Genomic DNA, 23312 nt, shown 5'->3' on the forward strand with positions numbered 1-23312 from the left:
ATTTGTAGTATTTTATGATTTTATTTGTAAAATTTTTAATTTTTTTTTTAATTTTTTATAGGGTAAAAATAACCGTAGTTGTCTTACTAACAGAAAGGCGTAGAAAACATCGCTTGTGAATATAAAAATATATTAAATTTGAAAATTATGAAAAAATTTAAATTGGTTACAGGAATTGCATTGATGGCGATCTTAGGCTTAACATCATGCCAAAGTGAAATTGATGACGTACAAGGAGAAAATCCAAATACGAATTCAGCTAATTCAACTACAACAACTAACCTGAAACGTACTTCGATGTATGATGGTTCGTTTGATGATTTCTTAGATGGAGCATCATGTTCCTCTATTGTATTGCCGGCTTCGGCTAAAGTAAATGGTATTCAGGTTTCTATTTTAAGTCAATTGGATTACCAACAAGTTATCTCTATTTTTGGCCAGTCTAATAACGATCAAGATAAAGTGGTATTGCAATTTCCTTTAAGAGTTAAATTAAGTAACTATACAGAGGCTACTGTAAATAACCAAACGGAATACAATGCGATTCTTAATGCGTGCTCATCAGCTGAAGCTTCGGGTCAAGATGCTATTTCTTCCGTAAATATTAGTTTCCCAATTACAATTTTAACGTATAATTTGAGTTTACAACAAACAGGAAGCGTTGTCATTACATCCGAACAACAATTATATACGTATATGTCTAATGTAAGTAGCACAGAATTATTTTCAGTAAACTACCCAATTTCAGTTACAATTGCTGATGGAACGAAATCAACTGTTTCAAGTGATGCTGAATTGCAAGCAGCTATTAATGCCTCTTTAAAAACAGAAGCCACGATGGCAGAAGCAGTTCAAAATTCAAAAAAACTAGAAACAATTTTAGTTAATGGAAAGTTTAAAGTAGAATCATTTGTTACTGCGGGTGTCAATTCAGCTAGTAGTTATAAAGATTTTTCAGTAGATTTTGCAAATGATTTATCCGTAACAGCTTCAAATTTATTAAGCACTACTGTGAATGGTACGTATGCAGTAAGTTCACAATTGGATGTTTTTCTAAAACTAAATTTTTCAGGTAATGCAACATTTAATTTATTGAATAATACTTGGAAAGTAACTAGTTTTAATGCTTCGACTATCACATTACAAAGCTCAACTAATGCGGCATCAACATTAGTATTGAAACAAATTTAGGCATAGTTTGAATTGGTTAGTTTGTTCAAAGAACAGCTACTAAATCTTCTTGTAGCTGTTCTTTAAAATAAAACGTATAAATAAACAATAATAATGAAAAAAGTAAGTATTGCACTGATAATAGGTTTGTTTCTATTTATATCCTGTTCAAAAGAGGATGATCCAATTGATACTCCCGTAACTATAAATCCCAATACTAATAAGCAGCAAACTGGAAGTTCTTCTAACGATTTATTATCTGATAGAAAATTTAAAAGTATGGTTGTTGAGGTGGTTTATGTAGTTGGTTTTGAGCCAAGTAATACTGCAATCAATAATTTTGTAGCTTTTCTGGAAGCACGAACCTACAAACCAAATGGTATTAGTGTTATAAAACGATCGATTCCCGCTCCAGGGAATTCTCCTTACACAGATCAGGAAATTGTAGCTATTGAGGATGCAAACAGAACAAAATACAATACGTCGGATCAAATAGCAGTTTGGGCATTTTTTGCAGATGGTAAATCTTCTAAAGATACTGATACAGGAGTTATTTTAGGAACGGCGTATAGAAACACATCGTTTGTTATTTTTGAACAAACTATTCAAGGCTTAAGCGATAGTCCCTTTGAACCCAACAGAAGTTTGTTAGAAACCACTGTGATTACCCATGAGTTTGGACACATACTGGGATTAACTAATTTTGGTGCTCCTTTACAAAGTAATCATGAAGATGCAGCACATCCTAAGCATTGCAATATAAAAACCTGTTTAATGTATTGGTCTTCTGAAACAGGAAGTGGGATTGAGAACATGGTCTCAGGAGGAACAGCACCCCAACTGGATGCACAATGTATTGCAGACCTAAGAGCTAATGGAGGGAAATAAAAGTAGAATTTGCATAATTAAAAACAAAAAAGATGAAAGTAAAGTATATAACAATAGCTTTATTCTTTGGTGTCATAACATCAATGACTGCACAGGACAATACTATTCCTAAATCAAATGGAGGAATAAAAGGAGGTTATAATTTAGCAGCTGTAAGTTTTGACGGGGATGGCGAAACAGAACAACGACACGGTTTTCACATAGGAGTGTATGGCGAGTCATTTATTAGCGAAAGCTTTTCTATTCAACCAGAATTGATGTACTCGCAGCAAGGATACGAAATAACAAATAGTAGTGGGACTTTTACCCAAAAATTAGATTACATAAATCTACCCTTAATGCTTAAAGCATATCCATCTCAAAATTTCTTTTTGGAAGCTGGTCCACAAATTGGTTTGGCAATTTCACATAAGGAAGAATACGATGGACTTTTTAGTGGCACACAAGAATATGATCCCAGTAATTTTGATTGGGGTGTGAATTTTGGAGGTGGTTTTAAAACGGATTCAGGGATTAGTTTGGGAGTACGTTATCATTTAGGTTTAGGAGATTTATATGATGAAGGAAAGGCACAAAACCGAGTACTACAATTTTCATTAGGATTCGATTTATAATCGTAATCCGCTTTAAAATAAAATGCCCAAGAAGTTTTCTTGGGCATTTTTATATGATTTAGAGAGTAAAATATTTTAATTCACATTCTAAAAAGATACTTTATAAACAATACCTGCAGTAAATTTACGAGTTAATCCGTCAGGGCGAACTTCTCGAACTACAAACGGTGTGGCTAGAGATAATTCAATACTGTTTTTAGTATTAATGGCATACGCACCAATTATATTTCCGTTGATTGTTAATCCATCAGAATTTTTTATCGTTTCTCTTTTTCCAAAAGCATTTTCAAAACGATCTTCTCCTAAATGATAAATGAATAATACATTGGGCTTAAAAGTAAATTTTTTATTAGCAGTTTGAAACGTATATGTTGTTCGAAACAGAGCATCTGATTTTCTTTCAAATAAATTAGTGGAAGGAAAATCATTCGTATTAGAAAACTCCTTGAAATACGAATTTTTATTGTTGTTGAAGACGGGAATTTGGACAGCCGTATTAAAATCCCATTTTTTATAATTAAAATTCAATCCTGCAATCAAATCAAAAGTTCCCAAACTCGATTGATAGTCTAAAGGTAGAGAAAACTCATTTATTTTAAGATTTGAACTCGTAAACGGTATTTTAAAACCCAAAAGGGAACTCCATTGTGTATTTGTTTTTGGTTTCCAATTGTAATTCCCGATCAAGTAGGCATCGCCAAAAGCGCCTCGTTCACCAAAGCTTCCACTTGCAACAGAGTACGTGATTTTTGAACTTAATGCCCATTGGTCATTAATACTTCTTGTATAGGTTAAATACGGTGAAAAATAAGTTAGATCAGCTTCGCCGGCACCAAAAATCGCTCCTACTTCAATTCCGTTTTTTAATTCTTTATCTGCTGTCTGAAAACCGTTTCCGATAGAACAAATTCCGGCATCGCTACAGCCTTGAGCAAAGGAGTTAGAAAATATCCCCAGAACGATGATTAACAGTGTTTTTTTCATAATAAGATTTAATTTTGAGATAATTGCGCTACTGCAAAAAGATGGTTGTATTGTTGGCAGTGAATTAATACATATTTATATGTTGAAAGATTCACTTGAGATGGAATTGTGTATACCGTAGCAGATGTTACATTCCCTAAATTTACGAAATCTGTGGGTGTGGCATTTTTTGATAGGTATACTTTCAAATCCGGGCCACTGGAAACACTGAAATTTTCCAATCGGACTTCGTTTTGATTTCCATTCAGGTAAATTTTAGCAGATCCAGTCACTTTAATTCCTGAAGTAGGCATGAAATTTCCAGTAGCTATAGAAGGGGTGTTTTCAGGTATTGGTGTGCTTAAGTCAGGGTCACGTGTTAAATTACCTTCTACTTCACAGGAGAATAATAGTAAGGCGAGAGGTAGTATAAAAACAATTTTTTTCATGGTAAAACATTTTTTTAAATCAATAATCAAATATAAAACGAATCAAAATTACAGTTTGTCAGCTAGTTTACATTTGGATCAAGTTTATTCATTGATGCAAAAACAGTATTAACTAAATTTGAAAAACACTATTTAGTAAAAATTAATATCTTTGAACTCAAATTAATTAACAATGATTACTAAAGAAGCATCAACAGAATTAGAGCAATACTTTCAACAGTTTCGCGACAACATCATTGGTATAGATCAAGCGTTTGAATCTCCATACGGACCAAAACAAATTATTTATACGGACTGGACAGCGAGTGGTCGTTTGTATCGTCCGATTGAAGAGAAATTAATGAATCAATTTGGTCCTTTCGTGGCCAATACCCATACTGAAACTACCGTTTCTGGAACTGCCATGACCAAAGCGTATCATCAGGCAAGACATATTATTAAGCACCATGTGCATGCAACTGCTGATGATGTTTTGATTACTGATGGAACAGGGATGACAGGTGTAGTCAATAAATTTCAACGAATCCTGGGTTTAAAAGTACCCGAAAACTTAAAAAATTTCATCACTATTCCTGCAGAAAAAAAACCAATTGTTTTTATTTCGCACATGGAGCACCATTCGAATCAAACGTCTTGGCTAGAAACTATTGCCGATGTTGAAGTTATTCCTTCTTCGGAAGATGGATTGTTCAGCGTTGAAAATTTGGAAGTTTTATTAGAAAAATATAAAGAGCGACCTTTTAAAATAGCTTCGATTACCTCTTGTTCGAATGTTACGGGAATTAGAACTCCGTATCATGAAGTGGCCAAAATGATGCATCAACACAACGGACTTTGTTTCGTAGATTTTGCTTGCTCAGGTCCTTATGTACAAATTGATATGCATCCCGAAGATACTGAAAGTTATTTAGATGCTATTTTCTTTTCGCCGCATAAATTCCTTGGAGGCCCCGGAACTAGTGGTGTTTTGGTTTTTAATAAAAAATTATATCAAAATGTAGTTCCTGATAATCCGGGTGGCGGAACGGTAAGTTGGACGAATCCTTGGGGTGAGCACAAATACATCGATAATATTGAAGATAGGGAAGATGGTGGTACGCCTGGATTTCTTCAAGTGATAAAAACTGCATTGGCTATCCAGTTGAAAGAGCAAATGGGAATTGAAAATATCTTAAAAAGAGAGCACGAAATAGTAGATTATATTTTCTCGGAATTAGGAACTGTTTCCAATATTAAAATTCTTGCAGGGCAGCATCAAGATAGGTTAGGAGTGGTTTCTTTCTTTGTAGAAGATTTACATTTTAACTTAGGAGTGAAATTATTGAATGATAAATTCGGGATTCAAACCCGTGGTGGTTGCAGTTGTGCTGGAACCTACGGGCATTTTTTATTGCATGTTGATCAAGAAACATCCCATAAATTAATTGACGAAATTACTCTTGGCGATTTAATCAGAAAGCCGGGTTGGATCAGAATGTCAATTCATCCTACAACTACAAATGCAGAAATTGAATTTGTATGTAACGGCATCAAAGCATTGGCAGCAAATCATAAAATATGGGCTTTGGATTATGATTATAATGCTACAACCAATGAGTTTTTAAATAAAAATGCACAACCTGTAGAAGACGCATTAGTAAAAAACTGGTTTTCTTTATAAGACTGGGTATTTATATTATTATTTCAGATTATATTACTTATAATATTATAAAACTAAATTTCTATTATTAAGTTATATAAGGCCTTTTTATTCAATGTGTTGCGTACTTATCTTTGAATTATAAAATTCTATTTTAAGTTTATAAAACGAGTAGGAGTATTAACTGATATAAAAAGGTCTAATTTTGTAATTGCAATTTTTGTAGTCAATAAACTGAAATCGATACTAATTAATGATACTCTTTCGAAAACGATATGAATTATTTGGAAAAATCATTTTTGAGAAAGTGATTATTGAAGCCCCTTTTAAAATACCAAATCCAATGCCGGAGGAAGCCTGTTTTATCTATATGGTAGAAGGCAAAATTAAGTATGAAATTGAAAATGAAAGCATTACTATACCCGTTAATGATGCTGTAATGTTAAAGTGTGGTAATTATTTTAGCCAAATTAGAAATAGCGAATCATCAAAAAATCATCAGATTGTTATTGTTCATTTTCACCCTGAAATCCTAAAAAAAATTTACGATACTGATTTACCAAAGATTTTTCAACAGCCTGTAAAAAGAGATTTAAGTTTGAATTTAGGAAAAATCAATAATGATTTTCTTATTCAAAAATACATTGAAGGCATGTTGTTTTATTTTGACAATCCAACGCTTGTAAATGACGATATTCTGGTCATAAAGTTAAAAGAGATCGTTTTGTTATTGTGTCAGACAAAAAATGCTCCTGTGATTCAGCAAATTTTATCCCAACTTTTTTCTCCTACAAGTTATTCTTTCAAACAAGTTATTGAGAACAATTTATATTCTCATTTTACCACCGATGAATTTGCTCTAATGACAAATCTTAGTCTTTCCTCTTTTAAAAGAGAGTTCAAAAAAAATTATAACGATAGTCCCGCTAATTATATTCGAAATAAAAAGTTAGAAAAAGCAGCAGAATTATTATTGATTTCTGAAGAGAGAATTACGGATATTGCTTTTGATTGCGGTTTTAATGATCTAGCTAATTTTTCCACTCTATTTCATGATAAATTTAATTGTGCTCCTTCAACTTATAGATTGAACCAAATAGGCAAATTGTTGAACTAATTACAAAAGTTTTTTCGACTTATTAAAGCCAACTTTGTAATGTTAGATAACACAACAGTTATTTAGCTTAAACAAATAAAAAATGGCACATTTAAAATTAGAAAATAATTCAATTTCTCCAATCTCACAGGAAATTTTTGCTAAAACACAAAAAGGGTTAGGTTTTATTCCTAATATGTATACAAAAATGGGACAAAATCCTGCTTTATTGGATTCCTATATTTATGCTTACAATAGTTTTAGAGCTAATTCCGGTTTTAATGCTGTGGAACAAGAAGTTATTTTTTTATCAGTAGCCTTCGAGAATAATTGTGAGTATTGTGTTGCAGCTCATAGTTTTATTGCAGATAAAATGTCAAAAGTTCCAACGGAAATAACGGATGCTATTCGTGATGGAAAACAAGTTCCGGATGCAAAATTAGCAGCATTGTCTACATTAACACGAATTCTTACTTCAACGCGTGGTAACGCTGCACAATCCGACGTAGATTCTTTTTTAGCAGCTGGATATGACGAAGTGCATGTGTTGGGTATTATTGCAGGAATTGCAGTAAAATTAATGAGTAATTACTCCAATCACATTACTAATGCTGAGGTTGATGCAACATTTGCAGATAGAGTTTGGAAAAAATAAATAAAGTAATTTTATATTTTTGCAACTATTAAAACCAATAAAGATAAATTTCTTTATTGGTCTTTTTAGTGGCAGTAGTCTTAGCCTAAAACAGATCAATGAAAGTTATACATATAAAAGCATCATTACTTACAACTTTTATAGTTACCAGTTATATTTCATTTACCTTAGTCGCTGTAAATGTTGGTTTTACTGATGGTTTTGTTTTTATTTGGTTGCGTAGTTGGTTAATAGCTTTCTTTTTAGCTACACCTTCGTTACTTATTGTTGCTCCTTTTATTAGAAAAAAACTAAATTGTGAAAATTAAATAGGATTATCTTATTAATAGGGTTAATTGTAGGTTTCCTTTTTAATGCAAAATGAAAAACGAACTATATCATAGAAGCAATTAGGAATGGATTGAGTTATTCTAATTAAATAATTAAACTTTAAATGTATGCTACAAATAAATGTCAAACCAGTCATTCTCTTCGATGTAAACGAAACATTGCTGGATATGACACCGCTAAAAAAAAAGGTCAATATTTTACTTAATGATGAACAAGGATTCCGAATTTGGTTTGGGATGCTTTTGCATTATTCCCTAGTTGATAATTGTACTAATCAGTATCATGATTTTACAACTATTGCAAAGGCAACATTGCAAATGGCGGGACAATCTTTAAAAATAATACTTAATGAGGAAGAAATAAACAAAACGCTCAGTATAATTAAGGAATTAAGAACTTATCCAGACGTTGCGGTAGGTCTAAACTTATTGAAAGAGAACGGTTTTAGATTAGCTACTTTAACGAACACACCTGAAAGTACCTTAATTCAGCAATTAAAAAATTCTAATTTAATTCATTATTTTGAACAGACCCTGAGTATTGATGCAATAAAAAAGTATAAGCCAGCTCCAGAAGCGTATCTATGGGCTTCAAAACAATTGCAAGTTGATCCTGAAAATATAGTTATGATTGCTGCACATGGATGGGATTTAACTGGTGCAATGTTAGCTGGATTGCAAACTGGTTTTGTTGCAAGAGCTGGACAATCGGTGTATTTATTATCTGATTTACCTAATTATGAGGCTCTAGATATTTATCAAATGGCCAAAGTACTTGTAGCCCAATATTCGTAGGATATTACAAGGACAGAGTTTTGAATTAAAGTGCATCCTAGTGTGATCTAATCATTCATGGTAGTGGTTTTCTATATTCTCAGTATTGCTTCATTTCTAAGTGATTTATTTTTGATGGGTATGCATAATCCCAATTGAAGTGGCTGAAATGAATGATAATACATGGGTTTACTTTACAAAATTATAAACGTTTTTTAATGAAAATGAAATACGAGTTCGGTTATGTGTTCTTAGAAGAAGAAAAAGTGATCAACATAGTTTTCTAGAACTCTTAAACCGTATCAGTCAATAAAAAATCTTCTAATTGCTGTGTTGGCTTGCCATCGAGTAAAAGGTTTTTCAATCAGATCTCATTATACATATGGTTTCGTAAATGATTATTTTATAGGTAATTAAAGGTAAAAATAAGTGATGAAAACGTTGCTTAATGATTTCATGACAGTCTGGATTAATTTATATTTAATAATAGGACTGTTAGTAAATCCTGATTCAGCAAAAATAACTGCGAAAACCCTTTAAAAGCCTGCATTTGATTTTCCTCCATTCATTTTGTAATAAAAAAGACTGTCCAGAAAATTATTTTGGGACAGCCTTTTTTAGGTTAGGAGGTTGCTGACTTGGCTATTTGTTTTGCCAAATTCGATTGTTCTATTCCAAAATAAAACTTACACTTACAGTTGCTGTAATATTAATTTCTCCTATCGCTAAAGTTTCTCTAGGAACATTGGTATCACTCATTTCCATTGTTTTCATTGCTGCATACATCGGCTGTGGATAATGGGTTTGTGAAGTATCTGAAATTGTTATTGCGCGTCCCACTTTTTGTCCCAAAACCGATACGTAATCCTCAGCCTTTAATTTAGCTTCTTTCATCGCTAGTTTTCTAGCTTCGGATTGGTACTGTACTAATTTTGAAGATTGAAAAGTCACGGCATCAATTCTGTTAATACCTTCATCTACTAGTCCTTCCATCAATTCATCGTATTTAGATAAATCTTTCAATAGAATTTCTATGGTTTGCGTTGCATTATAGCTGTGTTTCTTTTTTTCATAATCATACTGTGGATTAAGTGAAACACGTTGCGTTTTATAATCTGCCGGAGCTAAATTCATTTTCTTAATAAATTTTAAAACAGCTTCAATTTTTTCGTCATTTTGCTTTTTAACATCTTTGGCATTATTTCCTTTTGTTTCAACGGTCACTGCTATAGTAACTTGGTCAGGAATAACTTTTACTTTACCTTCACCGTTTACGGTTATTTGAGGAATTTGTTTCATTTCTTGTCCATAGGACATTGTAATAAATAAAACCGATAGAAATAATAGTGCTTTTTTCATTTTATTTAATTTAAATATTTGTAATAATTCCTTTTCAAAAGTTGTGCCATTATAATTTACCCATCTTTTCCATTACAAAAAGTATAATAATTGGAATGGCTAATAAAACTACCATTAAAGTGTGGTCAATGAATAAACTGGGTTGCATTATTAATGTAATTAAATATCCACCCATTGCTCCACCAAAATGAGCGGTGTGGCCAATAGAATCATTTTTAGCTTTCATACCGTAAATGGAATACAATAAATAAAGGATTCCAAAAATATAAGCAGGCATTGGGATGATAAAAAAGATGCCTAACATCATATCCGGCTGTAATAAAATAGCAGAATATAATACTCCCGTTACGGCACCAGATGCACCAACGGCTCTATATCCATAGTCCTCTTTATGAAAAACCATTGTCAACAAACTCCCAAAAATTAAACTGCCAAAATAGATTAGAACAAAAGAAAAATTTCCTAAAAGGGCACTCACTACAGGAGCAAAAAACCAAAGAGTCAACATATTAAAAATCAAGTGGGTCATGTCAACATGAAGAAATCCGGAGGATAACATTCTAAGTTGTTCTCCAGCACGAATGCTCCCCACGTGGAATTCGTATTTTCTAAAGAAGGAAAGGTCATTGAATCCCTTGTAACTAATTAAAACATTTAAAACAATTATTGCTATTAAAACGATATTCATACGATCTGTTAATTTTGAATTGTAAATATAGTGATTCTCAAATACAGTCACAGGAACACCTGTAAATTATATCACTCTACATTTTTGACTTATATTTGCAAGAAAAAAGACTGCATGCAATTCCTTATTTTTATAGTAACCTTCCCTTTTTTATGGATTATTTCCATTTTACCCTTTAGGATTTTCTATTGGTTTTCTGATTTCATTTATTTAATAGTTTATTATCTCATTGGGTACCGTAAAAAAATAGTTAAGGAGAATTTAGCACTGGCCTTGCCTCATCTTACTGACCAAGAACGTCTTGTGATTGAAAAAAAATCGTATCACCATTTATGTGATATGTTTTTAGAAATGATAAAAACGATGACTATTTCGTCTGATGAAATGAACAGAAGATTCGTAGTTACCAATATAGAATTGGTAAAAGAATATGAAAGTAAAGGTAGAAGTACCATTTTGTTGGCCTCTCATTATGCGAGTTGGGAGTGGTTATTGTCTATCAACGAAAAAATAAAATTTAAAGGAATTGGGGTTTATAAAAAAATTGCCAATAGATATTTTGATAAATTAATTCGAGATATTCGCTCTAAATATGATGCACAATTAGTAGAGACAAAAAATGTAATTCCATTGATCGCCAAAAATCAAAAAAACGGAATTATCTGTATGTATGGATTAGCCAGTGATCAATCTCCAAAATTGGATCGGGCATTTCATTGGGATAAATTTATGGGTGAAGAAGTTCCAGTGCACACTGGTGCTGAAATGCTCGCGAAAAAGTACGATTTAACGGTGCTTTTTGTTAAAGTGATCAAAGTCAAAAGAGGGTTTTATGAAGCTACTTTTATTCCAATAACAGATCAGCCCAAATCAATTCCTGATTTTGGAATCACCGATATGTATTTAAAAGAAGTTGAAAAACAAATTCTGGAAGCTCCAGAATATTATTTTTGGACCCATAAACGTTGGAAACACAAGCGTTAGAAATAATGACCAATTTATTTATAAAAAAAGCTATTCAGAATAAATGGCTTTTTTTGTAATATGTTAGATTCTCTATACAAATCATATACAGATGTTTGTATTAACAAAAAGTACTCTGTATTTGTTACAGAGCGCTTTATGTTAATTTTATAAGAGTGATTTATAAAAATTCACCATGTTGTGAGATGTCTAAGCCTAGTTCTTCTTTTTCTTCACTTACTCTTAGCGGAGTTATTTTATTTACAATATAGAAAAGGAAATAAGAAGCAGAAAAGGCAAATATTGAAACGATAATCATGGCAGAAAGCTGGGTTATAAATAAAGTTGCATCACCAAAGATAAGTCCTTGATTGTCCCCAACAACAGGATTAATAGATTTTGAAGCAAATACGCCTGTTAAAAGCATACCCACCATCCCGCCTACACCGTGACAAGCAAAAACATCTAACGCATCATCAATTTTCCCTTTAGGAAATTTACTGACCACAATATTGCTTACCATACTTGCAAAAACACCAATGAACATTGCATGAGGAATACTAACAAAACCTGCGGCTGGAGTAATGGCTACTAAACCAACTACGACACCAATACAGGCTCCCATTGCAGATAATTTGTGCCCAAGAATTTTATCAAGAAAAACCCATGCCATTCCTGCTGCAGCAGCAGCAATTGTTGTAGTACCGAGCGCCTGTACAGCCAAGCCATTAGATCCTAATGCTGATCCAGCATTAAAACCAAACCATCCGAACCATAGTAAACCAGTACCTAATAATACATACGTTATACGTGCAGGATTTCCTTTTTGTGTTTTTCTTTTGCCAAGGAAAATAGCCCCTGCTAGTGCTGCCCATCCGGCACTCATATGAACGACTGTTCCTCCTGCAAAATCTAACACTCCCATTTTAAAGAAAATACCATCTGGATGCCAAGTCATGTGTGCTAGTGGTGTATAGACTAATAATATGAACAATACCATAAATAATAAATAAGCCCAAAAACGTATTCTTTCTGCAAAAGCTCCTGTTATTAATGCAGGTGTAATTATAGCAAATTTTGCTTGAAACAAAGCAAACAGCATAAAAGGGATTGTAGGAGCAAGGCTCCAAGCGGTATTTGTACCAACGCCTTGAAAAAATAAATTTGGAAGAGGATTACCTATTATACCGCCTATTGTAGGACCAAACGATAATCCGAAAGCGATAACAATCCATAATACGGTAACAATTATCATAGCCATAAAACTTTGTAACATTGTACTGATAACATTTTTTTTACCTACCATTCCTCCGTAAAAAAAACCTAAACCAGGAGTCATGATTAGTACAAGTGCAGTTGCCACAATCATCCAAGCTGTGTCGCCGGTGTCAAATTTGACAACATTAGTTGGAGCAGGGCTATCAATAAAGAAATAATTTGAAAAAAGAGTTAATATCAAAATTGAGATTAATAGTACACTTAAAATGATTTTTCGCATTGTTTTTAGTTTTAAATTTTGATAAAAATATAAAATTGATTCACAAACCCCTTTATAAAAACGATTCAATGTTTAATTTTTATCATTTTTCTAATCTTACCCCTATTTTTTTACGGGTATACTATAATTTAAAGTTAAAAATTGCAATTTGTTAATTCGGATTGTGTTGCAGTGGCATTTTAACGCATTAGTGGGTTTATATTTCTAAAGATCAATTTCATGGAACTTAATTTAAATTGCAAAACGAAGAATTAAAGTTTAGTTTAAAAAAAAACACCAACTGTAATTAATACAATTGGTGTCGTTATTTATAATCTGTTAGTTAATGTACCTATTTTAAAGTATGTTGGCCTAAAATTTTATAGACTTCATTGATATTATTCCCGCCTTTTCCGAATTGCTTTATAATTGGATTATTGTCATGATTCAACCAGATTTTTAATTCGGCATCCATATCTAATATTCCTGCACTTTCTTTAGAAAATTTTTTGATGCTCGAATAAGGAATTGACATGTACTCTACTTTGGTACCCACTAATTGTTTTTCAACTAGAATAAGTCTTCTGTTTGTAAAAATAAACATATCTCGGATAAGTTTATATGCTTTTTCGATAATTTCCCCATCAATTAAGATGGGCTCAAATTCATTCGAAACATTTTCAATGTTAACCTCTGACGCATTGCCTAAAATGGCATTAAATAGTCCCATTATGTAAATTTATTTTTGATTGTATTTGGCTTTATATCTTTCATTCAGCTTGGTTTGATGTGTTTCCAGACTGATCATTCTACCTTGAATAAAAGCATTAGTCAGTTTGTTTGTTCGCATATCCAATGCATCTCCTTCAGAAATAAATAGAGTAGCATCTTTTCCTTGCTCTAAGGTACCACATTGAGCATCAATTCCTAATATTTTAGCCGTATTTGATGTAATCAGTTGTAAAGCCTGTTCTTTGTCCAGTCCATAAGCAGCACATGTTCCTGCTAAAAAAGGTAAGTTTCTGGTATTCATTCTTTCGTGGGAGCCGCTATTTTCTAAGCCTACCAGTACACCTTTGTCTGTTAGTAATTTGGCTGATTTATAAGGCAAATCAATATCGTGATCATCGTTTTCTGGCATGTCGTGGACACGTCTCAGTAATACGGCAACATTATTTTTTTGTAATAATTCAGCTGTTTTATAGGCCTCATATCCGCCTACGAGCACCATTTTCTGAATACCGTTTTCTTTTGCAAATTGTACTGCATCAATAATTTGTTTTTCTTCATTGGCATGAATAAATAAGGTTTGATTTCCATCGAATATTCCTTTAGTAGATTCTAGAACTAAATTTCTTTCTTTAGAGCGATCTCCTATATAGGCTTTTGCACTCGATAAAAAAGCGGATAATTCTAAAATTTGTTTTGAGTAATCCTTATTAGTCTCAACATTTCCAGGTTCAAACCTAGAGCCACTTCTTCTAAAAGTAGTTGGAAAGTTAACATGGATTCCATCATTTTCTTTAATCAGCGCATCTTTCCAATTCCATGCATCGAGTTGTACAATTGAAGACGAGCCAGAAATTGTACCACCACGTGGTGTGATCTGAGCCATCAAAATTCCATTAGGTCTCACAGTTTCAATTACTTTAGAGTCCGCAGTGTAAGCGATAATACTTCTTACATGGGGTTTCATAGCTCCAATTTCGTCTTCATCATCAGAGGATTTTACGGCATCAATTTCTACAAGACCTAATGTGGAATTCGGTGCAATAAATCCAGGATAAACGTGTTTTCCACTGGCATCTATTGTAACATCATACGCGCCTTCAGCTAAGCGTATAGTTCTGGCATCGGCAACCAAGGTGATTTTCCCGTCTACAAAGCCTATAGCGCTGTTCTCAATTATTTCACCAGTACCCAAGTGTGCTGTAGCATTAAGGATCAAGACAGACTTTGTTTGCATGGCAACGGGTGTTTGTTGTGCTTTTGTATGTAGTGATAAACTAAACACAAGTATTAGAAGATATATTTTAGTATTCATCCTGTTTTTTGATTTGATTTTCGTTAAAGGTCGGGTCTAGGTATATTAAATCATTTTATTATTCCTCTAGAGTATCACAATGATCTTCTTTCTTTTCCGTTTTTTTTGCTTCTTGAGTTATCATGCCTTTATTTTTTTCTTGTAACAATTGACCAATAAGTTCACTTCGCTCTCTAGCAATTGCTATTCTGCTGTCTTCATCTTTCTTGCTGTCAAAATAAACGACACCTTCAATCAACGTTTTTTCAGCTTTTGCATAAATAGATAAAGGATTGGCAGTCCATAATACCATATCGGCATCTTTACCTACTTTGATGCTTCCTACTTTATCATCAATATGCAATAGTTTGGCTGGATTTAGTGTTACAAATTTCCAAGCTTCTTCTTCAGAAATATTTCCATATTTCACTGCTTTAGCTGCTTCTTGGTTCAATCGTCTTGACATTTCAGCATCATCAGAGTTGTAGGCTACTACAAGTCCAGCATTGTGCATAATTGGTCCATTAAAAGGAATGGCATCATTTACTTCAAATTTATAAGCCCACCAATCTGAGAAAGTGGAAGCTCCAACTCCGTGTTCTTTCATTTTATCGGCGACTTTATAGCCTTCAAGAATATGGGTAAACGTATTCACTTTAAAATTAAATTTTTCGGCTACATTCATCAACATCAAAATTTCAGATTGCACATAGGAGTGACAGGAAATGAAACGTTTATTATTTAATATCTCGGCTAATGTTTGTAATTCTAAATCTACTCTTGGTGCGTTTTCTTTATTTTTTTTACCTTTAGCCTTGTAATTTTTCCAAGCTAAGTCATATTCTTTAGCTCTTTGGAAATAATCCGTAAAAACTTGTTCTACACCCATTCTGGTTTGTGGAAAACGAGTTGGGTTTGTAATTCCCCAATTGGCTTGTTTTACATTTTCGCCCAAAGCAAACTTGATAAATTCTGGTTGGTCTTTATAAAGCATCTCTTCGGCAGAAGCGCCCCATTTCCATTTCACAATCGCAGATCGACCGCCTATAGGATTTGCGGACCCGTGTAATAATTGAGAGGTGGTTACCCCACCGGCTAAGTCTCTATAGATATTTATATCCTCCGAATTTACTACGTCCTGTATGGTTACCTCTGCACTGGAGTTGTGTCCACCCTCATTCACCCCGTTTGATATGGCTATGTGTGAATGTTCATCAATAATTCCGCTGGTTAAATGCTTTCCTTTAGCATCAATTGCTGTTGCTGAAGCGTCCGAAATATTTTTTCCAATGGATACAATTTTTCCATTTTTAACCAATACGTCAGTTTCTTCTAAAATACCTTCTTTTTCATTAGTCCAAACGGTAGCATTTTTAAAAAGTACCGTTTGCGCGGTAGGTTTCTTTAAATTACCGAAAGCAACATTTGGAAATGTTGTTGGGATAATGATGTTGTTTTTTTCGATTTTGGATGAATCAACTGCTTGTACAAAAGGAGATGTTTTTACAGCGGACCATTTTACTTCAGTTCCATTGAACAAAACAGCTTTGCCAGATAAGTTTTGCGTGTCTTCGATGTATCCAATTAATCTTGTAAAACTGGTTTTAGTAGAGTCATTAGGTTTAATAACTGTAGAAATCCAGTTATTAGTCATGGTAAGCTTGGATTTTATTTTTTTTGTATCAACAGTTGTTATTTCTGATTTTGGGGCAGTTATTTCACCATCAATTTTCCATTTATAGTTTTCGCTATTAATGGTTAAATCATAATTTCCACGGATATCCTTAATTGTTATGTCATTGACAACATATTTATTGCCTTGAACCCAGTTTTCATAAAGAATTGTTTTCTCTTCGAAAATAGCTCCGGATGTAATCACAAAATTTGCCAAACTTCCTGTTTTCAAAGTTCCCATTTCGTTACTTTTCCCCAAGATAGCAGCAGGAATAGTAGTTAATGCTTCTAAAGCCTTTGTTTGATCGAAACCATATTTAATGGCTCTTAAAAGATTGGTTCTGAAATCTTCTATTTTCTTTAATTTGTCCGTGGTCAGTGCAAAAACAATTCCATTATCGGACAAAACTTTAAGATTGGTAGGTGCTTGATTCCAAAAACGCAAGTCTTTCAATTCCATTTGATTGGCTTGATTTGGATCGGATACATCATACGCTTCTGGAAAATTGATTGGAATAATAAATTTAGAATTGGTTTTTTTGATTTCTTCCAATCTTTCAAATTCATTTCCGTTTCCTTTTAATACATAATTTAGTCCAAATTCTTTACCTATTTTGGCCGCTCTTAAACTGTTTAATTTATCTTCTGAAGCAAATATTTGGATCAGTTTTTCATTATTTTCTAAGGCTTCCAATGATAAATCTTTAGTTGCTGAATTTCCTTTTTTGTACCAATCCAGATCGAAATACATTTGACGTAATAATGCCATCATTCCCATTAGTGAACTTGGATAGGATTGATTAGTAGTGGCACTTTTTGTAAAGGCAAAGTGATTGGTTACTTTATCCGATAGCAATTGATTCTTTTTTTCAAAATTATTCAAAGCGATTAAGGTTCCAGATCCACGAGCAATTCCGTCAGGAACATGAGTTCCAACTACACCAAATCCAGCTTTCAATAATTCTTCCGCTTTGGCTTGGTCGTATTTGAAAGTTTCGTAAGCATTTACTTCTGAACGAATACTTTCATTCCAATAAAAACCAGTTCTTTTGGTATCATACAACGGATTTCTCTCGGTGCTTCCTTTCGGCTTTTCGATTCCAAAACTGGTATAGATGTCTATAAAAGAGGGATAAATTGATCTTCCCTCCAGATTGATTGTTGTACAGTTTTTGGGAATAGCAATGTTAGTTCCGGTACCAACCACTTTTCCGTTTTGAATCAGTAAAGTACCTTTTTCAATAACTTGTGTAGGAGTAACATAAATTTTGGCGTTTGTAAAAGCGGTAAAATTAGTGTTGGTATTGTGAACACTTTCATTATTAGGAAAGTATTCCTGTGCGTAGGTTTTTGGTAATAAAACGCATAAATAGAGTAGAAGTAGGATTTTTTTCATAGTATAGTTTATAATTATTTTCTAAAAGTAAAAAAATGAATATGGTAAGCCTTCCGTTTTTTAAATTTTAACATATGTTTTTTGCTAAATTAATTGAATTGTAAACTTAATTTAACCTGTTTAGGGTTCTTTTGACCTAATTATTGAGATTTTGTATCATTCTTTAAATATTGAACGATAAATACTAATAATTAAAAATGTTTATCTAATTTTAGATTCAAATAAACAAACATGCTAGTTAAAGTTTTTGGAAGTGCTGTTTTTGGAGTAGAAGCTACAACAATAACCGTAGAGGTAAATATTGATAAAGGAATTGGTTATCATTTAGTTGGTTTACCTGATAATGCTATTAAAGAGAGCAGTTATCGTATTGCTGCTGCACTTAAAAATAATGGGTATGCCATGCCCGGCAAAAAAATAACGATTAATATGGCTCCTGCCGATTTACGAAAAGAAGGATCAGCCTATGATTTGACGTTAACAATTGGGATTTTGGTAGCTTCAGGACAAATAAAAGCTGCGGATGTTGATAAATATATTATCATGGGAGAGCTTTCTCTTGACGGGAGCCTTCAACCCATACGAGGTGCATTACCTATTGCGATTAAAGCTAAAGAGGAAGGTTTTAAAGGTTTTTTTCTGCCAAAGCAAAATGTAAAAGAAGCCGCTATTGTGGCTGGTTTAGATGTGTATGGTATCGAAAATGTACAGGAAGTGATTGATTTTCTTGAAGGAAAAGGAACGCTGGAACCAACTACAATTGATACTAGGGCCGAGTTTTATAAAACCTTAGATTTTCCAGAGTTTGATTTTAGTGATGTGAAAGGACAAGAAAGTATCAAGCGGTGCATGGAAATTGCTGCTGCAGGAGGACATAATATTATTTTGATTGGTCCACCGGGAGCCGGGAAAACGATGTTAGCGAAACGATTACCCAGTATTTTACCGCCCATGACGTTGCGAGAAGCCTTAGAAACTACTAAAATTCATAGTGTTGCTGGAAAATTAAAGGAAGTAGGGTTGATGAATCAACGTCCGTTTAGAAGTCCGCATCACACGATTTCAAATGTGGCATTAGTCGGAGGAGGAAGTTATCCACAGCCCGGTGAAATTTCTATGGCACATAATGGCGTTTTGTTTCTGGATGAGTTGCCGGAATTCAAGCGGGATGTTTTGGAAGTGATGCGCCAACCACTGGAAGATAGAGAAGTGACAATTTCTAGAGCTAAATTTACGGTGACGTATCCATCGTCATTTATGCTGGTGGCCAGTATGAATCCGAGTCCAAGCGGTTTTTTTAATGATCCCGATTCGCCACAAACTTCTTCGCCACACGAAATGCAACGGTATTTGAGTAAAATATCAGGTCCTTTATTAGACCGAATAGACATTCATATCGAAGTTACTCCAGTTCCTTTCGAAAAATTATCGGATGACAGGAAAGCCGAAAGCAGCGTCGATATTCGCAAAAGAGTTACTGCTGCGCGAGAAATCCAAACCGAACGCTTTGAGCAAATGGAAAACATCCATTACAATGCACAAATGAATACCAAACATATTAGAGAATATTGTGCACTTGATGATGTTTCAAAACAATTACTAAAAACCGCAATGGAACGACTGAATCTTTCGGCTCGAGCCTACGATCGTATTTTGAAAGTAGCACGCACAATCGCTGATCTTGATGCCGCTCCAAAGGTTGTTTCTGGACATATCGCTGAAGCGATTCAATATAGAAGTTTGGATCGTGATGGTTGGTTGGGTTGAGATTTCAGATTTTTGATTAATGATTTTTGATTGCAGATATTTAACCTCTGCAAAATTAATGCGATTGCTAGCGCGAGCGTTCCGCTCGTACCTATTAAAAATTATAGTGATTTACTTTTGTTACTGTTCACGAGCGGGGAAAAAAGAAAAGTATAGAAATAAATAAGTCAAAAAAGAGATTTCGATAGAAATCTCTTTTATTTTTGCCAAATGTTAGAAATTCTGTACCAAGACGAATATATTATTGCCATTAATAAACCAAGTGGCTTATTAGTTCACAAATCATTTTATGCGCGCGATGCGAAAGTTTATGCGATTCAAGAATTGAGAAATCAAATAGGAGGGCAACACGTTTATCCTATTCATCGGTTAGATCGCAAAACATCAGGTGTCTTGTTATTTGCGTTGGACAAGGAGGTTTTGAAAATTATGAATGATCGTTTTGCCACACGCGAAGTCGAAAAAAAGTATTTAGCCATTTTACGTGGTTGGTCACCCGAAGAACTAACGATTGATTATGATTTAACCAATGATGATGGCATTATACAAAATGCAATAACCTATTTTCATCGATTGCAAACTACCGAAATTGAGTTAGAATTTAACAATAAACCTACGTCACGATATTGTTTGGTAGAAGCGATTCCTGAAACTGGACGGATGCATCAATTACGAAAACATTTCAAACATATTTTTCATCCCATTTTAGGAAGTCGGCCGCATGGTTGTAACAAACAAAATAAATTATGGTTGGAGAATTTCGAACTGAAAGGGATGATGCTTCATGCACATCAGTTAATTTTTAATCATCCAATAACAAATGAACAACTTATTGTGAATGCAAAGATTAACGAAGAGTTTAGCAGAGTAGGTACTATTCTTAAGCTAGATTTGAATACCTATGAATAAAATACTAGTTTGTAAAGTAATGCTTTAGATTATTGTTGTATTTGGAAAGAACAGTATTCAGTATTAAGGGGAGTAGATTTGAGATTTTTGATTGCAGATATTTAACCCCTACAAAATCGATAATGCGATTGCTAGCGCGAGCGTCCCGCTCATGCTTATTACAAATTTATAGTGATTTACTTTTGTTAGTGTTCACGAGCGGGACGCTCGCGCTAGCGGGGATTATGAATCTTTTATTTGTCTAGAAATAATAATTGATTTTTAAATTGAAATAAAGCATTGTGCTGCGTATCAATCATATTTTGAAAAGAGGCAATATTACTTAAGGTATATTCTTTATTATTTTTTAAGTCTTGATAAATTTTATCAGATAATCCTTTTTCATATTCGACTTTAGCAACATTCAGATATTGTTGAAAAGTTATATTAGGATATAGTAAATGTTCTGCTCCATTATTATCATCGATATACTTTTGAATTATGGATTGCACTTCTAAATGTAGTCTTTGAGTGGTTATAAAAACCGCTAATAAATTATTCCTTTCTTCAGTAGTATTAGGAATAGAATTGAAAGTTTTGTGATATGTTAACCACGCTATAAATAAACCTGCTATGCCTATTAAGATTTTCATTGAATTTCTTTTATAGACAAATATAAGTAAAAACTAAAGCCTTATAATTGAGGCTTTAGTTTTTATAATAGTATATTTTTAGCTTGAACATTATTAGGAGAAACATTTAGATATTCACTCTGATTTTACTAAACACATGGTGTTGGATAGCGCAGTTTTACAAACTGTATCCATAAACGAAAATGTCTTTGTTTTCCAAAGATTTGAAAAGAAATGTCTTTAGAAAGAAATTCGTAAATTATTGCCCCGATAGAAATGAAAAACCTAGTGAGAGCTGGTGTTCAGCTCTTACTAGGTTTGTAATGTATAGCGGGAAATACTTTCTAAAAAAACGAACTCATACTACTCCTAAAAAACAATAAAAATTAATTATCTATTAGAACGTCGGTCATTATTTTGTTGTGGACGTCTTGGACCAAAGCTATTGTTGCTGGTACGGTTTGTAGTTTCTGTTTTTGGTTGCTTTGGAGTCGAATTGCGTTGTTGTCTTCCTTGACCTTGTTTAATTGGTTCCGTTGAAGCGTTAGGATCTGGTTCAAAACCTCTAATGTTTTCTTTCGGCAATTTCAAACCCACCAATTTTTCTATATCGCGTAAAAAGACAGTTTCGTCTGGACTAAATAACGAAATAGCTTCTCCACTTGCTCCGGCTCTACCAGTTCTACCAATGCGGTGAACGTAATCTTCAGGAATATTAGGCAATTCAAAATTGACCACATGCGGTAATAACGGGATGTCTAAACCACGCGCTGCAATATCTGTAGCCACTAAAGCAGTCAAGCTTCCGTCTTTGAAACCAGCTAAGGCTTTGGTACGTGCGCCCTGCCCTTTATTGCCGTGAATGGCAGCTGCTTTGATTCCGGCACTAATCATGCTTTCCGTCAATTTATTGGCACCTTGTTTGGTACGGGTAAACACCAAAATCTGTTTCCAGTTCCCTTCCGTAATCAATTTAATAATCAATTCTGTTTTTTTCTCTTTGGCAACAGGATATACTTTTTGAATGATAGCATCCACGGTTGTATTTTCCGGAGTAGCTTCTACATGAACGGGATGGTGCAAAATGCCCATGGCCAATTTCTTGATGTCTGTTGAAAAGGTTGCCGAAAACATCAAATTTTGCCTTTTTGCAGGTAATACTTTTATAATGCGCTCAATGTCTCGTACGAAACCCATGTCCAGCATACGGTCTGCTTCATCTAAAACCAAAATTTCAACTTTTGCAAGCGATATTAATCCTTGGTTTTGCAAATCGATTAATCGACCTGGAGTCGCTACTAAAATATCGATTCCCTGACGCAATTGAGTCACTTGCGGATTCTGGTTTACGCCCCCAAAAATAACAGTACTTTTTAGGTCTAAAAATTCACTATACTCTTTTATATTAGCCAATATTTGTGCTGCTAATTCTCTGGTTGGAGTCAATATTAAGGCACGAATAGGTCGTTGTCGCAAGTGTTGACCTTGTGATAATATTTGTAAAATAGGTAATGTAAAACCAGCTGTTTTGCCTGTTCCTGTTTGTGCAGATGCTAACACATCTTTACCTTCTAAAATGGGTGGAATTGCTTTTTGTTGTATTGGAGAAGGTGTTGAATATCCTTTTTTGCTGATCGCTTTTAGTAAAGCATCAGATAAGCCTAATGAGTTGAATGACATAAATGGTGTTTATGAAGTAAGCACTATTTTTAGTGTACTTCTTTAAGTGGGCGCAAAGGTACTGCTAATTTTTTCGTTGTGCTTTTTATTGCTTCATTTTGTTCAAATAAATAGACTAGTTTATTTTAATCCGTATTAATAACAACGCTCAAATAGTAATAGCATCTATATTGAAAAAGGGGAATAGA

21 protein-coding genes are annotated in these 23312 nt (G+C 33.6%); 11 read left to right on the plus strand and 10 right to left on the minus strand.

Translation table 11 applies throughout. From position 1 onward, the window contains the following. Positions 1 to 147: 147 nt before the first annotated feature. The 3 genes from AC0608_RS06615 (at position 148) to AC0608_RS06625 (ending at position 2672) form a co-directional block, all read left to right on the plus strand. Positions 148 to 1191, plus strand: a complete 1044-nt coding sequence (locus tag AC0608_RS06615) for a hypothetical protein (RefSeq protein ID WP_417961675.1) — start codon at positions 148 to 150, stop codon at positions 1189 to 1191. A gap of 93 nt (positions 1192 to 1284) precedes the next feature. After that, the gene (locus AC0608_RS06620; RefSeq protein WP_478288528.1) at positions 1285 to 2058 is read left to right on the plus strand and encodes a zinc metalloprotease; all 774 of its coding nucleotides are present in this window, start codon (positions 1285 to 1287) and stop codon (positions 2056 to 2058) included. 32 nt (positions 2059 to 2090) lie between these two features. Then, entirely contained in the window at positions 2091 to 2672 is a 582-nt protein-coding gene (locus AC0608_RS06625) for a porin family protein (RefSeq protein WP_478288529.1), read from the plus strand. An 87-nt stretch (positions 2673 to 2759) separates the two neighbouring features. Here the strand turns inward: AC0608_RS06625 and AC0608_RS06630 are convergent, their stop codons facing one another. Together AC0608_RS06630 and AC0608_RS06635 are read right to left on the minus strand one after the other, a co-directional pair. Next, the gene (locus AC0608_RS06630; RefSeq protein ID WP_478288530.1) at positions 2760 to 3656 is read right to left on the minus strand and encodes a hypothetical protein; all 897 of its coding nucleotides are present in this window, start codon (positions 3654 to 3656) and stop codon (positions 2760 to 2762) included. 8 nt (positions 3657 to 3664) lie between these two features. Continuing rightward, entirely contained in the window at positions 3665 to 4084 is a 420-nt protein-coding gene (locus tag AC0608_RS06635) for a DM13 domain-containing protein (protein WP_417961668.1), read from the minus strand. Positions 4085 to 4256: 172 nt separating this feature from the next. On the opposite strand from AC0608_RS06635, the gene AC0608_RS06640 reads away from it, so the two are divergent. From AC0608_RS06640 to AC0608_RS06660, 5 genes are all read left to right on the plus strand, one after another. Continuing rightward, the gene (locus AC0608_RS06640) at positions 4257 to 5744 is read left to right on the plus strand and encodes an aminotransferase class V-fold PLP-dependent enzyme (protein WP_478288531.1); all 1488 of its coding nucleotides are present in this window, start codon (positions 4257 to 4259) and stop codon (positions 5742 to 5744) included. Positions 5745 to 5976: 232 nt separating this feature from the next. Next, positions 5977 to 6840, plus strand: a complete 864-nt coding sequence (locus AC0608_RS06645; RefSeq protein ID WP_478288532.1) for a helix-turn-helix domain-containing protein — start codon at positions 5977 to 5979, stop codon at positions 6838 to 6840. An 82-nt stretch (positions 6841 to 6922) separates the two neighbouring features. Further along, the gene (locus AC0608_RS06650) at positions 6923 to 7474 is read left to right on the plus strand and encodes a carboxymuconolactone decarboxylase family protein (RefSeq protein ID WP_417961662.1); all 552 of its coding nucleotides are present in this window, start codon (positions 6923 to 6925) and stop codon (positions 7472 to 7474) included. A gap of 98 nt (positions 7475 to 7572) precedes the next feature. Then, positions 7573 to 7782, plus strand: coding sequence for a DUF2798 domain-containing protein (locus tag AC0608_RS06655; RefSeq protein WP_478288533.1), 210 nt, complete (start codon positions 7573 to 7575; stop codon positions 7780 to 7782). A gap of 129 nt (positions 7783 to 7911) precedes the next feature. Continuing rightward, complete coding sequence (locus AC0608_RS06660) at positions 7912 to 8598, plus strand: haloacid dehalogenase type II (RefSeq protein WP_417961658.1); 687 nt, start codon at positions 7912 to 7914, stop codon at positions 8596 to 8598. Positions 8599 to 9246: 648 nt separating this feature from the next. Here the strand turns inward: AC0608_RS06660 and AC0608_RS06665 are convergent. Next, a complete protein-coding gene (locus AC0608_RS06665; protein WP_478288534.1) occupies positions 9247 to 9936 on the minus strand; it encodes an SIMPL domain-containing protein in 690 nt (229 codons plus the stop codon). A gap of 49 nt (positions 9937 to 9985) precedes the next feature. Next, positions 9986 to 10624 (minus strand): rhomboid family intramembrane serine protease, encoded by a 639-nt coding sequence (locus tag AC0608_RS06670; RefSeq protein ID WP_417961654.1) that lies wholly within the window; start codon positions 10622 to 10624, stop codon positions 9986 to 9988. Positions 10625 to 10738: 114 nt separating this feature from the next. On the opposite strand from AC0608_RS06670, the gene AC0608_RS06675 reads away from it, so the two are divergent. After that, entirely contained in the window at positions 10739 to 11608 is an 870-nt protein-coding gene (locus AC0608_RS06675) for a lysophospholipid acyltransferase family protein (protein WP_478288535.1), read from the plus strand. A gap of 160 nt (positions 11609 to 11768) precedes the next feature. Here the strand turns inward: AC0608_RS06675 and AC0608_RS06680 are convergent, their stop codons facing one another. The 4 genes from AC0608_RS06680 to AC0608_RS06695 all read right to left on the minus strand — a co-directional run bounded on the left by AC0608_RS06680 (position 11769) and on the right by AC0608_RS06695 (position 18157). Next, positions 11769 to 13085 carry an ammonium transporter gene (locus tag AC0608_RS06680; protein WP_417961650.1) on the minus strand — a complete coding sequence of 439 codons (1317 nt, stop codon included), beginning with the start codon at positions 13083 to 13085 and terminating at the stop codon, positions 11769 to 11771. Positions 13086 to 13416: 331 nt separating this feature from the next. Beyond that, entirely contained in the window at positions 13417 to 13794 is a 378-nt protein-coding gene (locus tag AC0608_RS06685) for a PH domain-containing protein (RefSeq protein ID WP_417961648.1), read from the minus strand. Between the two features lie 9 nt (positions 13795 to 13803). After that, positions 13804 to 15108 (minus strand): amidohydrolase family protein, encoded by a 1305-nt coding sequence (locus AC0608_RS06690; RefSeq protein WP_478288536.1) that lies wholly within the window; start codon positions 15106 to 15108, stop codon positions 13804 to 13806. 58 nt (positions 15109 to 15166) lie between these two features. Continuing rightward, complete coding sequence (locus AC0608_RS06695) at positions 15167 to 18157, minus strand: amidohydrolase family protein (RefSeq protein ID WP_478288537.1); 2991 nt, start codon at positions 18155 to 18157, stop codon at positions 15167 to 15169. A gap of 231 nt (positions 18158 to 18388) precedes the next feature. Between AC0608_RS06695 and AC0608_RS06700 the strand changes: the two genes are divergently transcribed. Both AC0608_RS06700 and AC0608_RS06705 read left to right on the plus strand, forming a co-directional pair. Next, on the plus strand, positions 18389 to 19924 hold the full coding sequence (locus AC0608_RS06700; protein ID WP_417961642.1) for a YifB family Mg chelatase-like AAA ATPase: 1536 nt from the start codon (positions 18389 to 18391) through the stop codon (positions 19922 to 19924). A gap of 210 nt (positions 19925 to 20134) precedes the next feature. Beyond that, positions 20135 to 20833, plus strand: coding sequence for a pseudouridine synthase (locus AC0608_RS06705; RefSeq protein WP_478288538.1), 699 nt, complete (start codon positions 20135 to 20137; stop codon positions 20831 to 20833). Between the two features lie 233 nt (positions 20834 to 21066). On the opposite strand, the gene AC0608_RS06710 is transcribed toward AC0608_RS06705, so the two are convergent. Continuing rightward, positions 21067 to 21465 (minus strand): hypothetical protein, encoded by a 399-nt coding sequence (locus tag AC0608_RS06710; protein WP_478288539.1) that lies wholly within the window; start codon positions 21463 to 21465, stop codon positions 21067 to 21069. A gap of 369 nt (positions 21466 to 21834) precedes the next feature. Beyond that, positions 21835 to 23124: a DEAD/DEAH box helicase gene (locus tag AC0608_RS06715; protein ID WP_478288540.1), complete on the minus strand. Its 1290-nt coding sequence runs from the start codon at positions 23122 to 23124 to the stop codon at positions 21835 to 21837. Positions 23125 to 23312: the final 188 nt, after the last annotated feature.

The organism is Flavobacterium sp. GNP008 (assembly GCF_056428965.1).

Coding starts and splice junctions, on each gene's coding strand:
- AC0608_RS06615 (WP_417961675.1), top strand. CDS start 148: ATGAAAAAATTTAAATTGGTTACAGGAATTGCATTGATGGCGATCTTA.
- AC0608_RS06620 (WP_478288528.1), top strand. CDS start 1,285: ATGAAAAAAGTAAGTATTGCACTGATAATAGGTTTGTTTCTATTTATA.
- AC0608_RS06625 (WP_478288529.1), top strand. CDS start 2,091: ATGAAAGTAAAGTATATAACAATAGCTTTATTCTTTGGTGTCATAACA.
- AC0608_RS06630 (WP_478288530.1), bottom strand. CDS start 3,656: ATGAAAAAAACACTGTTAATCATCGTTCTGGGGATATTTTCTAACTCC.
- AC0608_RS06635 (WP_417961668.1), bottom strand. CDS start 4,084: ATGAAAAAAATTGTTTTTATACTACCTCTCGCCTTACTATTATTCTCC.
- AC0608_RS06640 (WP_478288531.1), top strand. CDS start 4,257: ATGATTACTAAAGAAGCATCAACAGAATTAGAGCAATACTTTCAACAG.
- AC0608_RS06645 (WP_478288532.1), top strand. CDS start 5,977: ATGATACTCTTTCGAAAACGATATGAATTATTTGGAAAAATCATTTTT.
- AC0608_RS06650 (WP_417961662.1), top strand. CDS start 6,923: ATGGCACATTTAAAATTAGAAAATAATTCAATTTCTCCAATCTCACAG.
- AC0608_RS06655 (WP_478288533.1), top strand. CDS start 7,573: ATGAAAGTTATACATATAAAAGCATCATTACTTACAACTTTTATAGTT.
- AC0608_RS06660 (WP_417961658.1), top strand. CDS start 7,912: ATGCTACAAATAAATGTCAAACCAGTCATTCTCTTCGATGTAAACGAA.
- AC0608_RS06665 (WP_478288534.1), bottom strand. CDS start 9,936: ATGAAAAAAGCACTATTATTTCTATCGGTTTTATTTATTACAATGTCC.
- AC0608_RS06670 (WP_417961654.1), bottom strand. CDS start 10,624: ATGAATATCGTTTTAATAGCAATAATTGTTTTAAATGTTTTAATTAGT.
- AC0608_RS06675 (WP_478288535.1), top strand. CDS start 10,739: ATGCAATTCCTTATTTTTATAGTAACCTTCCCTTTTTTATGGATTATT.
- AC0608_RS06680 (WP_417961650.1), bottom strand. CDS start 13,085: ATGCGAAAAATCATTTTAAGTGTACTATTAATCTCAATTTTGATATTA.
- AC0608_RS06685 (WP_417961648.1), bottom strand. CDS start 13,794: ATGGGACTATTTAATGCCATTTTAGGCAATGCGTCAGAGGTTAACATT.
- AC0608_RS06690 (WP_478288536.1), bottom strand. CDS start 15,108: ATGAATACTAAAATATATCTTCTAATACTTGTGTTTAGTTTATCACTA.
- AC0608_RS06695 (WP_478288537.1), bottom strand. CDS start 18,157: ATGAAAAAAATCCTACTTCTACTCTATTTATGCGTTTTATTACCAAAA.
- AC0608_RS06700 (WP_417961642.1), top strand. CDS start 18,389: ATGCTAGTTAAAGTTTTTGGAAGTGCTGTTTTTGGAGTAGAAGCTACA.
- AC0608_RS06705 (WP_478288538.1), top strand. CDS start 20,135: ATGTTAGAAATTCTGTACCAAGACGAATATATTATTGCCATTAATAAA.
- AC0608_RS06710 (WP_478288539.1), bottom strand. CDS start 21,465: ATGAAAATCTTAATAGGCATAGCAGGTTTATTTATAGCGTGGTTAACA.
- AC0608_RS06715 (WP_478288540.1), bottom strand. CDS start 23,124: ATGTCATTCAACTCATTAGGCTTATCTGATGCTTTACTAAAAGCGATC.